The organism is Kitasatospora sp. NPDC057940 (genome assembly GCF_042887425.1).
Taxonomy (GTDB): domain Bacteria; phylum Actinomycetota; class Actinomycetes; order Streptomycetales; family Streptomycetaceae; genus Kitasatospora.
In genome coordinates this window covers 1-15,152 of the sequence record NZ_JBHVPH010000023.1, presented here as the reverse complement: position 1 = coordinate 15,152, position 15,152 = coordinate 1, and the positions used below count along the sequence as shown (strand labels likewise).

The window sequence follows — 15,152 nt, the reverse complement described above, 5'->3', positions numbered from 1 at the left end:
TCTCTAGACCAGAGTGGAGTTCTTCGTGCAGATCGAACCAGGCCGCCCCCTTCGCAGGGCCATGCTGGGCGGTGCCACTGTCCGGATCGGTGAACTCGCCGGCCATGGCCGCCCCAGCGAGGACCGGGTGGTCACCACCGCTGACGCCGTGATCGTCCTGGACGGCGTCTCGACCGTCACCGACGACCAGCCCCGAGGCGGCTGGTACGCCGACACCCTGGGCGCGGCCATCGCCGAACTCCTGTCCCGGGATGCGGGCATGGACCTGCGCCAGGTCCTGGCCGCGGCGATCCAGGCCGTGGCCGGCGACCACGGCCTCGTCCCCGGTTCGTCCCCGGCCTGCACCGTGGCGGTCGTGCGTCGGCGGGCGGATCGGATCGAGGCGGCCGTCCTCGGGGACAGCCCCGTCGTCGCCATCGGCCGCGACGGCACGGTGCACGCGGTGTGTGACGACCGGCTCGCCCGGCTGGTCGACGCCCAGCCGCCGGTACGGGAGTACCGCGATCTCCTGCGTGCCGGGCACGGCTTCGGCGAGCGGCACCGCCAGATCCTCCAGGAGCTGCGCGGCTTCCAGGGCGGCGTGGTCAACCGCCCGGACGGTTACTGGATCGCCGAGGCCGTGCCCGAGGCGGGCCTCAACGCGGTCACCGCCTCGTGGTCGGCCAGCGACCTGGCCGAGGTCGTGGTCGCCACCGACGGCATCACCGCCGGCGTCGAGGAGTACGGGCTGTACTCGTGGCAGGAACTCGCCCGGGCGTGCCGACAGGACGGGCCGCAGGCGGTCGCCGACGCCATCGCCCGCGCCGAGCATCAGGACCCCGCCGGACAGCTGTGGCCCCGCTACAAGGTCAGCGACGACAAGGCCCTGGTCTGGTGGCCGTTCACCGGCGTCGAGCGGGTGAGTGAGCAGGAGGTGGCCGACGCCCCGGGCTCCGCCGGTCTGGTCACCATCGCGAACCTCAACGCCTACAAGCTGCACCCCCGCGACGTGGGCACCGCGGGGTGGAGGGCCCGGGTCACCGCGATCCGCGAGGTCGCCCCGGACGTCCTGTGTCTGCAGGAGGTCCTGGTCGACGAGGACGCACCCCAGGACGCCGACGAGAACGGGATCGTCGAAGCGGCGAAGCGGCGAAGCGGCACCACCGCTGGGACACGCAGGCCGCCGCCGTCATCGAGCGCCTGGCCCGCGAGTGCGGACTCACCGCCACCACCGTGCGCTCCGACGGCAGCCCCGGGCCCGTCGCGATGGCCCGCAACGCCGACCGGCCCTGGTACACCGCCGTGCTGTGGAACCCCGCCACGGTCACCCCGGTGCCCGGCGGGTTCCGTGCCTACGGGTCGCCGGACTACTGGCACGGCTGGAGCCCCGAGGCGCTGGCGGCCCTGGCGAAGCAGAAGCGGACCGACGAAGACCCTCTCAAGTGGGTTCATGAAAACCTCCGGGCGCTGGAGGATCGCGCCAGGACGACCCGCGGCCGTCGCGGGCAGTTCCTGTCGGACTGCGCCGCCGCCCTGCGGCCGGCCGCCCTTCTGACCGTAGACGACCTGGAGCCCGGGAAGACGTGGTCCGGCATGCCGCCGATGCTCGAAGATGCCCGCGGCGCCCTGGACGCGGTCCACGTGGTCCTTACCGCAGGCGCCACTGGCAACGTCGACTACTGACAGTGATGATGTTCATGGTGACGCTGCGGGCGGGTCTGACCCACCTACTGACTGACGTCTCGACTGTCCTGTTTTGGGATTTGTCGGCCCGCCGGGCGTCACCACGCACGCGGCCGGACGGGCGCTTGTGACTTCATAGGAGCTTGTCGCAGAAGCCCCGTCACTGTCTTGTCCACCCGCCCGACCGGCGCGTGCCGCCCTCGGCACGGACAAGCGGCAAGGACGGACATGACCAGCATGACGCATGACGGCCCGGAGATCACCGGCGGAGTCGACACCCACGGCCTCACCCACCACGCGGCGGTGATCGACCCCATCGGCCGACACCTGGCCGACCGGGAGTTCCCCGCGACCATCCGGGGCTACCGGGACCTCCTGGACTGGATGCGCTCGCACGGCGCCCTGAGCGCGGTCGGCGTGGAAGGCACCGGCGCCTACGGGGGCCGAACTCACCCGGGTACTGACCGCCGCCGGGGTCACGGTCGTCGACGTCGACCGGCCGGATCGAAAGACCCGACGCATGAAGGGCAAGTCCGACCCGATCGACGCCTACGCGGCCGCAACAGCTGTCCTCTCGGGCCGGGCCACCGGGACACCCAAAAGCCGGGACGGCGCGGTCGAGGCCGTCCGCGTCCTGCGGATCGCCCGCCGAAGCGCGATCAAGGCCCGCACCCAGGCGATGAACCAGATCAGGGGCCTGCTCGTCGCAGCGCCGGCGATGCTGCGAGAGCAAGCCGCCGGTTTCAAGCGGACGACACTGATACGCACGCTCGCCCGGTTGCGGCCCGGCGACGACCTCTCCACGCCACTGGCCGCGACCAGGGCGTCACTGCGACGCCTCGCCCGACGCCACCAGGCGATGGACGAAGAGATCGCTGAGCTCGACGTCGAGATCGCCCCGCTGATCAAGCAGGCCGCCCCCGCACTGCTGGAGCTGTTCGGCGTGGGCCCCGAGACCGCCGGCCAACTCCTGGCATCCGCCGGGGACAACCCCGAACGCATGCGCTCCGAGGCCGCGTTCGCCCACCTGGCCGGAGTCGCGCCGATCCCGGCCTCCTCCGGCCGCACCCACCGCCACCGCCTCAACCGCGGCGGGGACCGGGCCGCGAACAACGCCCTGCACACCATCGTGCTGGTCCGTCCTGCGCTACGACGAACGCACCCGCGCCTACGTCGAGCGCCGCACCACCGAAGGACTGTCAAAGAAAGACATCATGCGCTGCCTCAAGCGATTCGTCGCCCGCGAGGTCTACCGCGCCCTGACCAGCAAACTAACGACACAAATCACTACTCAAACCGATCTTGCTCCTGCGGCTTGACGTCTATAGGAGCATCCGCCCGCTTCCCTGGGCCCGAGGTCCCAGGACGTACGGCGCCACCGTGGAGCCTGCCAGTCGATCGGCCTGGCGGAGACAATCCTGGCGGTGCTGTCCGTGCCGTCCGGCGCGACCACCTGTACGGCACCGGTGTGCGGCAGCACTGCATCCGGCCTGTGGCGCCCCCGTACCCGGCCGGGAGCGGGTTCGGTGAGGTCGAACCGGCGCAGCGCCGCCCACACGGTCCACTCCCGCAGGGCGATCCCCGCCCAGACGGCCTGGTCCTCCTCGGTGTCCAGTTCGACCAGCAGCGGTGACCAGGATCGGTCCGGCCGGCGGGATCCGCGTTCCAGCAGCACCGCGCACCGGCGCGGCGAGACGACGCCGACGACGTCCTCGATCAGCAGGTCGTGGAGAAGCCGTCCAAGGGCAAGATCGACCGCATCGTCCTCCAGTCCCGGCAGGGACGCCAGGAGCAGGCCGTAGGCCGTACCTTCGTGGAGGAAGTCGCAGGCCCCAGGGCCGGTCGCGTACACACCGGCGTCGAGAACGTTGTCGTCACGGGTGTACGGCGAATCGCCGTGATCCCGGTACAGTGCCAGGCTGACGCGCGGGGGCGCGGAAGGTCCCCGGTCGTCCACCACGACCCTGGACTACGCTCCGGCTCTGTCGCCGAGCACGGCGCTCCCCGCCAGCCCCGCCCCCAGTCCGCGGTCGGGGCGCTCCCGCAGCATCTCCGCCAGCACATGCTGGCGCGCACCGATTGCCGCCGACGCTCCAGAACTCACGGCCTCACGGTGGCAGGCCAGCATGCGCCCCACCTGCCGGGCCGCCTCGGTCCCGTCTCCGACGGACGCCGCCACCTCCTCCAGCAACGCCGTCACCAACGGCGCGCCGAACCCGAACGGCGTTCGCGGGAAACGATGCAAGGCCTCCGCAAGCAGCCGCACTGCCTCCTCACGCCCCTGGACACCACCGATCCGCTGCTCCGCCCAGGCCGTCAGGCACTCCGCCCACTCCCCGGCACTGGCCAATCCCGTCATCGGCGGTCAACTGCCCGAACAACGCGTCCGGTTGCACGTCGGTCCTGTTCCTCTCCATCCGGCCCAGCCTCATGCTGCTCAGTCCGAACACCGCACCCAGAGTGCCATCTCCGCGGACAGGGCATCCGGCGTGCGTTCACGCAGGCTACCGCGCGGCCGGCTTCGCTACTGCGGCCCAGTTCCCGTGATCACCGATCACCGATCACCGATCACCGATCGGGAACTGCGTTACGCCGATCACCCTTGGCTCGTTATCCATGATGTGATGGAGACAACAACTCCCGCCACCATCAGTACATTTCGCCGCGACGGCTACTGCGTGCTGCCGGGCGTCCTGACTGCAGGGCTGATCCGCCGCTGGTGCTCGCTGCTCAGCAGGCGCATCGCCCTCGACCCGCCCGCACCTGACCACACCGGCTCCTACTTCCTGTGGCCGCCGTTGGCCCAGGACACCGAGCTGCGCGACCTCTACGAGATCAGCGGGATCACCGACGCAGTCCAGCCGTTCCTGCGTATGGGGCTAGGCCTTCCGGCGCCGGAAGTCGCGCAGCTCGCCTTCACCCTGCCTCCGCACCCCCACCACCCCGGCGCCCCGCACATCGACGGCCTCACCCCCACCGAGAACGACGGCCGCCCGGGGACCTTCACCCTTCTCGCTGGCCTGCTGCTCACCGACCAGCAGCAACCCGACCGCGGCAACCTGTGGGTCTGGCCCGGCAGCCACCTTCGCGCCGCCGCCTGGCTCCGCGAGCACGGGGCTGACGCGCTACGCGACAGCGCCCCGTACCCGCCTGTGGAGCTGCCCGCCCCACTTCAGGTGATCGGCTCGGCCGGGAGCCTGGTCCTCGCGCACTACCTGCTCGCCCACAACATCGGCGGCCACTTCGGCACGGCCGACGACAAGCGCCGCGAGACCGTGTACTTCCGACTGCGCGCCGCCGGCCACCGCGAACGCTGGCGTACGGCCGTGACGGACCCGCTGTGGGAGTTCGCGCCCCCGGACAACGGCGAGGACTTCACCCTGGGGTAGCGGGCAGTGATCGCCGTTCTGCAGAACACTGGCGGGGTGGTGTCCGGCTGAGCGGAGGCCAACACGACGTCAAGGCATCACCCCAGACCGAGTGGATGTTGGACCGGCCCTTTCCTTGATGCTGCCCTCCACCCTCCTTGGCCGGACGATGAGTCCTCGGCGAGCCAGCACTGCCATGGTCTCGGCGGCTGCGTCCTTGACTGCCTTCGTGTTCACCACGCGCGACAGCATCAAGGCGATACGACCGAGGCCACACCGCCCCCTGGGTGAACCACCTGTTCCAGGGCCGGATACCCACTGCCCGGGCACTCCGGTAGCGCGTAGTCCGGAGAGATGGGGCCCGATCGGGCGGCTTCAGGAAGAAGTGCTCTCTCCGAAGCAGCCCGATCGGGTTGCTGAATTGGCCGAGCACCGCGCCTACATCTTCAGGATCAGCGTCTCGGCGTCCGCCAGTTCTGCAGCGCTGCCCTCCGTAGCCTCGCGCAGCGCCGTCAGCCTCTCCATCCACTGGATCCGCTGGTCGGCCGGGAGCGGTTCCTCGCCCAGTTGGGTCCGCAGGTCGATCGCTTCCTTGAAACCGGCCATGAGCTCGCGGGCAGCGGCGCCGGCGCGCTGGTAGCCGCCTTCGACCAGTTCGATCCGCGCGGCCATCTCCTGGCGCAGGCCAGCGAGCCGGTCCCGCGGGTCCTCCGGCGCTTGCCCGTTCGCGGTGGTCAACGTGGTACCGGCGCTGCCGCCGGAGGCCGCGGTGCCCTCGGCCGTGGTGTTCGCGTCGTTCCCCGAGTTCGTACTCTGGGCGAGGTCCGGCGGGAACATGTCGTCGAACCACGCCTTGTCCGCGACGAGGCCGGTGGGCGCGCCGTCGATGCCCGGGACGAGGATCATCCCGGGGACGATCGGGCTTCGCTGGTCCTCGCCTACCTCTCGTTCGCCGTAGCAGATCGGCTTGCCGCCGTCGGGGGCCTGCGGCGCCAGGACGGAGTCGGGGTGCCCCAGGACGGAGCGCGCGAAGGCGAGCAGGAGGACGCGGCTGAGGTTCTCCGCCCCTGCCCTGTAGGCCATGGTGAGTGCCGCGACGGCGTTGGTAGGGCTGCGGCGCACGCCCTTACGCCCGGCTCCGGCCTCGCTGCCCTGGCCAGGCGTGACGAGGGGCTGGGGGGCATGGATCAGCGCGGGCACCATGCGTCGGACCAGTGCGGCCCATGCCGTCGGTTCGCCGGCCTCAGCCCGCAGAAACAGTTCCTTAAGCGGCCTGGGGTCCTGGTTGGAGCCCTCCTTGGCGTCCGTCACCGTGAACAGGCCGAGCGCCGAAAGGTGGTTGGCCCGGTGGAGGAACAGCTGCGCGACGGCCGCCGACCACAGCCGCGTACGGGTTTCGGCGTTCGGGGCCTTCGTCTGGCTCCATGCCGGCTCCTGCAGGCTCGCCCGGACGATCGGCCAGAACGCCCCGGTGTCGCGCACCTGCCGCTTCCCGTTGCCGGGCCGGGCCGGGGGGATGTCCGGGAAGACCAGCGCGGTGATGGCCCGGACGGCGATGTCCCGCAGGGTGACCGGCGAGACCTTCTCGTCTGCGGGCAGGAGGGCGGCCAGGGGGTCGAGGGGGCCGTTCGCCGTCAGGGCGTTGCGGACGCCGTCCAGGTCGAGGAGGTCCGCGCCCTGGGCCTCGGGGAACGTCTCGCCGAGCAGCGCGACAAGCTGGTCGTCCCTGGCGTAGGCGTCGACGAGGGTCGCGAACAGGGCGACCAGTCGGGCGCCCTCCTCGTAGGGCTGGATTCCGCGGAGGTGGTCGTTGACGTTCAGCCCGCGCAGCACGTGCTCCAGTGCGGCCGGCTTGCTGCAGCCGACGACGATCTCCATCGGCACCGTGGCGAGCTTCGCAGCGCGCCGGGCCGTGTGCTCCGGCTCCGTCTCCTCGTTGGCGTCGGCCTCGTTGAGGCGGTGCGAGATTCGATTGAGGACCTCCCGCTGGTTCAGGAGCCGCACGCTGGGGTCGTGCTTGTCCGACGGCAGTGCCACGAGGGTCCGCGGCATGCCGGTGACGATGTGCTCGGGGCGCAGGCCGAAGACGTCGAGGCGGGCCAGGGCCCGGTTGTTGGCGGTCACAGCGACCATCCGCCACAGTTCGGAGAGGGTTCCGTCCGCGTTCCTGATACGCCATTGCTGCAGGACGCTCATACCGCGCGAGAGCTGGCCGGCGGCGACCAGGGACTCGGCGAGGTCGTATCCGCGACCTTTGCCGAAGCGCTGCAGCTGGTCGGCCGCGTAGCGCTGGATGTGGACGGCCTGCTCGTAGGTCTGCTCGGCGAGGGTGAGCGCGGCCATGGGCTCACCGTTCTCCTCGGCCGCCCGCACCACGGGGCGAGGGCGGCGGTTGCCGAGCGCGGTGAGCAGGACGGTCCTGTGGCTGTCGGCTTCACGCGACTGCCGGGCGGCGTTCGCCAGTTTGGTCTCTGCGGCGGCGAGGGCGGTGGCGTAGTGGGGGTCGCCGCTCGGGGCGCGGCGGCGGGTTTCGCGTTCCTTCTCGGCCGTTTTCCTGGCCTTTTCGGCGGCGTCGAGCGCGGTCTCGGCGGCGATCAGGTCGGCGACGCGCTTGATGGCCTCGGGGCTGGGAGGGGACCAGGTACCGACGGTGCGGTCGTTCAGGTCCCACGGGGCCACGGCGGCGCCGTGGACGTCACAGATGAGCAGGAGGACGCGGTCGTTGCCGGACTCCACCACCCTCGATGCCGTGGGGTTGAGGATCTTCTTGCCCCGCGTGGTGCGGACGAGCTTCTTGATCTCGGTGTCGCCGAGGGAGGTGGCGAGGCCCTCCGTGACTGCGGCACGGGGCGGGGGCACCAGTCCCTGCTCCTCGCAGGTGTTCTCGACGGCGTCCGCCAGGTGCTCGGCCCACGGCTGGGTGCCGATGTACGAGTAGATGCCGGTAGGTCGCTTGCTGGCCATGAGGTCTGTCCTTCTCCCGGCCGAGCCGGGCAGCAGAGCACGCCTCCGTCGGTCGGGGCGTGACACGCGCCCGAGGAGCCGACCTCGTGCCAGCGGGAGATCCGCTCCAGGAGCCGGACGGCGTCCTGCGCGACCCGCTACATACGATTCAGCTGCCGACGCCTGCAGAGGAGGGATCACACCAAACAACACCCACAGGCCGGGTGTCTGGGATCTCGCATCTGGTTCCTGCTCCGCCGACGGCGGCATGAGGCAGACATCGGTGATGAACCACCGACGTGCGGCACCGACTGTGCCAGCACCCGGGGCGGGTCTGCGCACATCAGCCGGATCATTCACCCGATCGGGTGGAGTCCTCCTCAACAGGCCGCCCCGGCAAGCAGGTTGCCGCTTCGAGCATCGAAGCGGCAACGCAGCCCAAGGGCGTCTCCTCAGGCGGCGCTCCGAGGGGTTCGCGGACGCAGAAAGTGCAGCAGGTCCGCGGTGATCACGCGGTAGCTGCCACCAACCTCCACGACGGTGACCGGGTAGCGGCCCTCGCGGACCATGCGGTACCCCGCCGTCCTGCTGAGCGAGAGCAGCTCGTTGGCCACCGGCAGTGGGATCGCAGGCGGGAGAGCCGCGAGAGCCTCCGGCGAGTACCTCTCCGATCGGGCAACCAGGGCTGCATTCACGGCAACTTTCCCTCCCACGTGCTGTTCTCTGTGCGAGAAACTTCTATCACATCTGCCATGGGAGCAGAAGAATGGTGCTGTATTCTTCTGCTGTGGAAGATTCCAAGATGCAGTGGCCGTCGGCGCTGACGGCGCGGATCGCCCAGACGATCAAGACGCAGCGGGGTCAACTCGGCATGACGACGGCCGACCTGTCGTCAGCGTGCGAGGCGAGAGGTGTACCGATCGCTGCGAACACCATCACCAAGATCGAGAAGGGGAAACGGGACTCACTCAAGCTGGAGGAGGCAATCGTCCTCGCCCATGCCCTCGACCTGCCGCTCGTGGCACTGCTCATTCCACTGATGGGCCAGGCCGACATCGACCTCCTGCCCAACGTGACCACCCCCGTCTGGCAGGCAGCGGCCTGGATCACCGGCGAGGACTATCCGGGCGATGCCCCACATCCCGGCTCGGCCCGTGCCGTGCTCGCCGTCTTCCGCGAACACGACGTCGACGTGCGCACCGCACTGATCTCCACCCGCGAGGCCCACAACCGCCGTCTTCAGGCTCGTCAGGCCCTAGGCTCAGCCCGCTACGAGCAGTTGTCCCGACGAGCGGAAGAACTCGATCGCATGGCCCACGAGGACTGCGCGCGACTCAAGGCGCTCCGGGATCAGATGCGTGTCAATGGGCTCCAGCCAGCACCGCTTCCGGCTGCGCTCGAGTTCGTCGAAGCCCCCACCAGTCCGATCGCCGGGTAACTCGGACACTCTGCTTGGGGCCCCGGCACACACCGCCACACCTTCCGCCGGTTCCCCCCATCGTCACAACCGACGGTCTCCGAGACGGCCTTCGCCTCGGGGGACGCGTGGAGCAAGGACCCGCTCCGCGGCCGACTGGGCGGGCGGCCGGACAGCATCGGCCCGGGGCTGTCCGGCCAGTGGAGCACGAAGGTAACGCCGGGCCGGCTGATCTGGTGCTCGATCAGCAGGACGAGCTTGGGCGGCAGCAGGACCGCCGCGTCGTGAGCCGCGCAAGTGCCGCGTCGTACCGCGCCTGGACTTCCGCGCCAGCTGTTACCCACTACCGGGCGGCGAGCGCCCCGTACCGCGCCGTCCTCGCAGCCGGAGGACTCCGCCTCCCGGGCCGCCAGGTCGAGCTGGGTGCTGCCCTCAGCTTCGTTCCCGAGCCCCAGTAAGGCCTCGCCCCTTACTCTGAGCAGCATGACGCGGGGGCCGTCGGCGGTGCCCGGTCGATTGTCGAAGGCCAGGGCCTGGCTGGCAATGGCGAGGGCCTGGTCCCATTTTCCGGCGTCGGCCCGGTGCCGGGCGAGGTGTTGCAGGGCAAGTCTCTCCACGGCCCGGTCGCCGCCCTGGCGCGCCAGCTCCACAGCGCGCTCGCATCCGTTGGCAGCCTCGTCCAAGCCGCCGAGGGATGCCTGTGCCATGGCCAACACGATCAGGGCGTTGGCTTCGGCGATCGCGTCGCCTGCCCGGGAGACGAGTGCGGATGCGGCCCCCAGGTGGGCCATTGCCTCCAAGGTGCGCCCTTCCTCGATCAGGACCCAACCGAGGACGTTGAGCACGCACGACTCGCCGTACTGATTGGCGTCGGCCCGTTCCGATGCGGGGGCGGTGTGCAGTAGCGGGACCCAGTCGTCCCGTACGCGCCAGACGATCAGTGGCCACATTGTCAGGACGATCCGCCAGGCCCTGCTGTGCAGTCCGGTGGCGTACGCCGCGGCGACCGCCAGTGTGAGGTCGTTCCTCTCGGCGGCGTACCAGGTGCCAGAGCCATTCACTGGGCGGTAGGTTCCCCGGGCCGCGCCGCCCGGCGGCGGGGCACCGATCGCCGTCAGTACCTCATTGGCCGCCCACCACCGGATCTCGCACCACCCGCCATGCGGCCCTGGGAGTCGGACGAGGCGTGCTCACCGGCGAAGTGCAGCCAGCCCTGGGCCGGGCGCCCACCTGTTCCACGCGCAGGAGGCAGCAGGTCACCATGACGCTGGCGACCTGCCCCCAGAGGACATAAACCCGCTTCACGCGGTCGCAGCGGCAGCTCTCTTAGCACAAGATCGGCTCGCTACAGCGAGCCATCCACCGCGAAAACTCGACATGTGCCCACCACGAGGGTGCGTATCTCGTTCATTCGCATGAGTGGAAGTAAATCATTGAACCCGCGCAAGCGCGCTCTGATCGGAGTTCGGCTCTCAGTAGCCACCGAAGAAAGTACGTCGCCAGCACGCCAACGCGAAAAGGGCCGGCTCATGGCCCAGATGAAGGACTATCAGATCGTCGGTTACGCCGAGGATCTGGATGTCTCTGCCACGAAGTTTCGGCCGATCGATCGTCCACAGTTGGGCGATTGGATGAAGAATCGGCACCACGAGTTCGACGTCATGATCTTCTGGAAGCTGGATCGAATCGTCCGAAGCCCGGCCGACCTTTCTGACATGATCCGCTGGTGCGACGAGCACCGCAAGAATCTCATCTTCGTCGACGACACATTCGACCTCTCCAGCGATCTGGGCGAGGCAATGGCCTACATGGCTTCGGTATTCGCACGCATGGAGGCCAGGAAGATATCCGCACGAGTTGCGGACGCCCACCGATACCTCAAAGGGACACGTCGCTGGGCCGGCGGCCGCCCACCTTATGGCTATCGGATAGTCCCGCTCGACGGCGGCGGGAAGGTTCTTGAGATCGATCCAGTGACCTCTGCCATTGTTCGACAGATGTACCACTGGGCAATCGCCGGGGTGGCGCAATGGGAGATGGCCCGAAGGCTGAACCGGCAAGAGGTGCCAACGCCACGGAACTGGATCCGGCTGCAGAACAGCCTGCCTGTCACGCCGGCCCAGTGGAATCCTGCATCGATCGGGAAGATTCTCACCTCACCCGCTTGCACTGGCCTGAAGATGACCGGTGGATCCACGGGGTTCCGCCGGATTGTCTACGACACCCAAGGCAATCCTGTACGCGCAGCCGACGCGATCCTCAGCCCAGATGAATGGCAGCTTCTCCAAGCTGTTCTCGGGGCGGCACGTCCAACTCGCAAGAGGCGGGTCAGTGAGCCCTATCCGTATCTCGGCTCCGTATTCTGCGCCCAATGTGGGAATGTTGCTTACCGCCAGGTAAACCGGATAGGGGAAACCGGGTACGGGTACTACCGGTGCGGCGCTCCCCCTGGAAATTCGGCGAAGCGGTGCGACACCGCATCCCCCATGGAATTCGTCGAGGAGCAGTTCAAGGCTATCGTGACCCATTTGTTTTCGACAGTACAGGCAGTCGAGCCGATACCGCTCGATGCATCCCTGGTCCACGGCGAAACAATCGTTTCCATATCCAGGGCGATGAATGATATTCGGACCGAGAAGGACATGGGCCTCTACGAGTACGAGGGTGGGAATGAGGAGTACCTTCGGCGCATCAACGGATTGGCAGAGCGCCGGAGGGTCGTGGCGAAATCGGTGCTACCGTCCCCAAGGGCCATGCGCCCCACGGGGTCGACGATCGCTTCGGAATGGGCCGGCAGCGATGTTGCCGGCCAGCGCCAGCTCCTCTTGAAGTCCAAGGTGAAGGCCTACATGTGCAAGAGCGCCCTCAGCTTTGTGTTCCCCGACGACCTGCGGAAGGAGCTGGCCTCCGTCTGAACGTTCCTCCATCACACGGCGTAGCGGCGAGGGCCTCCCTCGCCGCTACGCCGACCTCCCGACTACCCCGGGCACCTTGTGCACTCCAACTTCGGTACCCGTTCTTCGAGTTCGGCGGGCAAGCACCAACCTTCGACGGCGGGGGTCATGTAGAGGCGCGCCTTGAGGCCGAGGAGGAGCTGGCGGCGGTGTTCCTGATCGGCCCCGGTCCAGGCGTCGGCGAAGGTCTGACCCGTCTCGACTTCCACCCAGGCGGAGGGGCGTTGCGGGAGTGCGGCGAGGCGGCGGCGTTCGTCGACGAGGACTTCGAGGGCTTCGGCGTACTCGTCGTCGCCACCGGGGTAGTCGAACAGGTTGCGGCGCTTCTCTTCGCGGAGATCCTTCATCGCCACGGTGACGTGGTTGAGCTGCTCGGTGTGGTCCTCACCGGGGATGAACCGGCGCACCGTCATCGCGAGGCCGGCCAGGCGCTCGACCAGCGCGCTGATCGCCGCGGTGACGCGCTCGCCCTTGACGGACTGGCCCTTGCAGGTCGGCTTCCCTGCTGACTTCGCGCACCGGTAGTACTCGTACACCTTGCCGTTCTTGGCGACGTTCACCTGCCGATAGAACCGGTAACCACACCGGTCGCAGTGCGGCACACCGAGCCAGGGTGAGGCGCCGTTCGAGCGTTCCTTCGTGATCGCGCGCTCGTCCATCGCCGCCTGGATCGCCGCCCACTCCTCCTCCGTGAACAGCGGCTTCGCCATGCGGATCGGCAGACCCTTCGCGTCCCGGGCGATCTTGCGCGCCTTCACGGAGCGACCGGTCAGCTTCAGGCCCATCGTCGCCGGCGAGCGCAGGATCTTCCCCACGCTGGTGGGATTCCAGTGGTTCGACGGCGGCATCTTGCGCTTGCTCGTGTAGCTGTCGCCCTGGTTCTTGTACGCGTGGGTCGCCGGAGTATCGAAGCCGGCCGCCTCGAGAGCGGTGGCGATCATCCACTGGCTCTGCCCCTCCAGGAGAAGCTTGCCCATGTACCGCACCGCCTCGGATGTCACCAGGTCCGGTTCCAGCGTTCGGCCTCCACCTGGACGGTCCACGATCCGGTACCCGTACGGTGGCTGCCCGCCAGCCCAGCGGTCCGTCTTGCGCAGGTGCTTGTGCGCGGCCGTGACGCGGGCCTTGATCCGCTTGAGCTCCATCTCCGCGAAGATCGACGCCAGCATCAGGAAGACCTTCGCCAGCTCGTTCCCGAACGACGACTCCCGGCCCTCCCGGTAGTCCAGGGTGATCCCGTCGTCCGTGAACACCAGGACCTTGTGGTTCTCCTCCGCCCAGTGGGCGACATCGGCGCAGTCCTTGGCCGACCGGAACGCCCGGTCCACCTTCGCCCACACCAGCGCGTCCCACTCGCCCTGCCGCTCGGTCAGCCACGGCCCCAGATCCGGGCGCTTCCAGGGCGTGATGTCGGCGGAGACGTCCAGGTCCTCGAACGACCCGACGATCTCCCACTCCTTTGACAGCGCGTGCCGGGTCGCTGTCTCTGCCTGAATCAGGTGCGAGACCTTGCCCTCGTTGCCGTGCGTGTCCGACACACGCGAACCAACCACCGCCCGAACCGGCACCGAAGCCGTCATGATGCTCACAGGAGGTCCCCTACCGCCCAGGCCAGCAAGCACCCTCGAACAGGCTGCACTCGAACGGGTGGACCCTTTTCGAAAAGGTGTCGTTCCGCTGGAGGATCGACCTCCAGGTCGCCACCCCGGGCCTCGCCGCCAAGGCCGTCGAGGCCTACGTCGAACGCGCCGCCACCCACACCGAACGGTGGTCCGACCACGCACCGGTCACGGCCGTGTTCGATCTGAACAACTAGGCAGCAGAAACCGGTAGTTCGACAGAATCAAGAGGCGGCCCCGACGCGGGGCATTCCACACGTCGGGGCTTCCTCCCGGTAGCGCATACGCCAGCGGCGAAGGAAGTCGCACGGCACGCCCGGAGTGGATTTTTCAGCAAAGCGATTCACGTGACCGCCCGGTGCGGCAGCAGGGCTCGGACCGCGCGTCGCGGTCCGAGCCCTGCCCCGTGCGGTGCCCGCGCTGCGGCGGCGGTGCGTCAGCCCTGTACGGTGTCGCCGCCCGCCTGCCCGGCGCCCTCAGCCGTTCCTGCCTTCTCGCGCATCTTGCGCACCAGCTCCGCCTTCTGGTCGGCTGCACCCTGCCGGTCGAGGTTGCGGTGCGGACCGTTGTTCTGCCGTTCGGCGCGGGACTGCCTCTTGCGCTGGCCGCCGCCCATGCCCACGGGGTTGTTGATGTTCTTGCTCACGGTCGTGGGTTCTCCCGGTGGTGAAGTGAAGTGAAGTGATCTACGGATTCATCGGTGGGGGACGGGCGGCGACATCGAAGGACGTCAGCAGGGGCCCATCACGCGCTCACTCGTAAGTCTGGAAGAACATGGCAAAGACGTTACCCGGTTCCGTCGGCCCTGGACACCAACCTTCTCGCCGCTCCCGCGTCGGCCGGGCCTTCGGCGAGCGCCCGGGGCCGACCGGTTCCTTCGGAATCCCAGCACCGCCAGCACCCGCCAGCACCCGCCGGTCGTCGCCGCCCGCCTTGTCACAGATGGGCGTTGCCGGGCCGCACGCTCTGCCGCCACGCCCGGCCGAACGGCAAGCCTTGGACCAGGGTCACCACGTTCAAGAAGGCCGGCCGCAACGGCCAGCGCGGATCCGCGGCGACCGGCCGAACCGGCACGGCCCCCGCTCGTAACCGGGCCCGGCTGACCGGCGGCAGCCGGCCCTTCGCGCTCCAGGCCGGCGACCCTTGTCGCCCGCCCGGTCGGCGGCACCGAGCGGGCGGGCGACAAGGG

Annotated in this window: 11 protein-coding genes and 2 pseudogenes; 6 read left to right on the top strand and 7 right to left on the bottom strand. The window is 69.0% G+C overall.

All coding sequences use genetic code 11. The features are described 5' to 3' along the window. The first annotated feature begins 25 nt into the window (after positions 1-25). Positions 26-1,534, top strand: coding sequence for a protein phosphatase 2C domain-containing protein (locus ACFVTF_RS28285; protein ID WP_387817221.1), 1,509 nt, complete (start codon positions 26-28; stop codon positions 1,532-1,534). 356 nt (positions 1,535-1,890) lie between these two features. Next, positions 1,891-2,981: pseudogene (locus ACFVTF_RS28280) on the top strand (IS110 family transposase). On the opposite strand, the gene ACFVTF_RS28275 reads toward ACFVTF_RS28280, so the two are convergent. Both ACFVTF_RS28275 and ACFVTF_RS28270 read right to left on the bottom strand, forming a co-directional pair. Continuing rightward, positions 2,954-3,622 (bottom strand): hypothetical protein, encoded by a 669-nt coding sequence (locus tag ACFVTF_RS28275; RefSeq protein WP_387817220.1) that lies wholly within the window; start codon positions 3,620-3,622, stop codon positions 2,954-2,956. The pseudogene ACFVTF_RS28280 and the gene ACFVTF_RS28275 overlap by 28 nt on opposite strands. A gap of 9 nt (positions 3,623-3,631) precedes the next feature. After that, the gene (locus ACFVTF_RS28270; RefSeq protein ID WP_387817219.1) at positions 3,632-4,021 is read right to left on the bottom strand and encodes a hypothetical protein; all 390 of its coding nucleotides are present in this window, start codon (positions 4,019-4,021) and stop codon (positions 3,632-3,634) included. A gap of 265 nt (positions 4,022-4,286) precedes the next feature. Between ACFVTF_RS28270 and ACFVTF_RS28265 the strand changes: the two genes are divergently transcribed. Continuing rightward, complete coding sequence (locus ACFVTF_RS28265) at positions 4,287-5,051, top strand: phytanoyl-CoA dioxygenase family protein (protein WP_387817218.1); 765 nt, start codon at positions 4,287-4,289, stop codon at positions 5,049-5,051. Positions 5,052-5,468: 417 nt separating this feature from the next. On the opposite strand, the gene ACFVTF_RS28260 is transcribed toward ACFVTF_RS28265, so the two are convergent. Both ACFVTF_RS28260 and ACFVTF_RS28255 read right to left on the bottom strand, forming a co-directional pair. Then, a complete protein-coding gene (locus ACFVTF_RS28260) occupies positions 5,469-7,994 on the bottom strand; it encodes a hypothetical protein (RefSeq protein ID WP_387817217.1) in 2,526 nt (841 codons plus the stop codon). Between the two features lie 431 nt (positions 7,995-8,425). After that, the gene (locus ACFVTF_RS28255) at positions 8,426-8,587 is read right to left on the bottom strand and encodes a hypothetical protein (RefSeq protein ID WP_387817216.1); all 162 of its coding nucleotides are present in this window, start codon (positions 8,585-8,587) and stop codon (positions 8,426-8,428) included. A 152-nt stretch (positions 8,588-8,739) separates the two neighbouring features. On the opposite strand from ACFVTF_RS28255, the gene ACFVTF_RS28250 reads away from it, so the two are divergent. After that, positions 8,740-9,411 (top strand): helix-turn-helix domain-containing protein, encoded by a 672-nt coding sequence (locus ACFVTF_RS28250; protein ID WP_387817215.1) that lies wholly within the window; start codon positions 8,740-8,742, stop codon positions 9,409-9,411. On the opposite strand, the gene ACFVTF_RS28245 is transcribed toward ACFVTF_RS28250, so the two are convergent. Beyond that, positions 9,324-10,451, bottom strand: a complete 1,128-nt coding sequence (locus tag ACFVTF_RS28245; RefSeq protein WP_387817214.1) for a hypothetical protein — start codon at positions 10,449-10,451, stop codon at positions 9,324-9,326. The two genes, ACFVTF_RS28250 and ACFVTF_RS28245, sit on opposite strands and share 88 nt — an antisense overlap. Before the next feature lie 354 nt (positions 10,452-10,805). Here ACFVTF_RS28245 and ACFVTF_RS28240 point away from each other — a divergent pair, with 354 nt between their 5' ends. After that, positions 10,806-12,305 (top strand): recombinase family protein, encoded by a 1,500-nt coding sequence (locus tag ACFVTF_RS28240; RefSeq protein ID WP_387817334.1) that lies wholly within the window; start codon positions 10,806-10,808, stop codon positions 12,303-12,305. Positions 12,306-12,367: 62 nt separating this feature from the next. Here the strand turns inward: ACFVTF_RS28240 and ACFVTF_RS28235 are convergent, their stop codons facing one another. Further along, a complete protein-coding gene (locus ACFVTF_RS28235) occupies positions 12,368-13,924 on the bottom strand; it encodes a recombinase family protein (protein ID WP_387817213.1) in 1,557 nt (518 codons plus the stop codon). Between the two features lie 98 nt (positions 13,925-14,022). Between ACFVTF_RS28235 and ACFVTF_RS28230 the strand changes: the two are divergent. After that, a pseudogene (locus ACFVTF_RS28230) lies at positions 14,023-14,160 on the top strand (exodeoxyribonuclease III); the annotation flags it as partial. Positions 14,161-14,399: 239 nt separating this feature from the next. On the opposite strand, the gene ACFVTF_RS28225 reads toward ACFVTF_RS28230, so the two are convergent. Continuing rightward, positions 14,400-14,609 carry a DUF6243 family protein gene (locus tag ACFVTF_RS28225; RefSeq protein WP_063352004.1) on the bottom strand — a complete coding sequence of 70 codons (210 nt, stop codon included), beginning with the start codon at positions 14,607-14,609 and terminating at the stop codon, positions 14,400-14,402. Positions 14,610-15,152 lie beyond the last annotated feature (543 nt).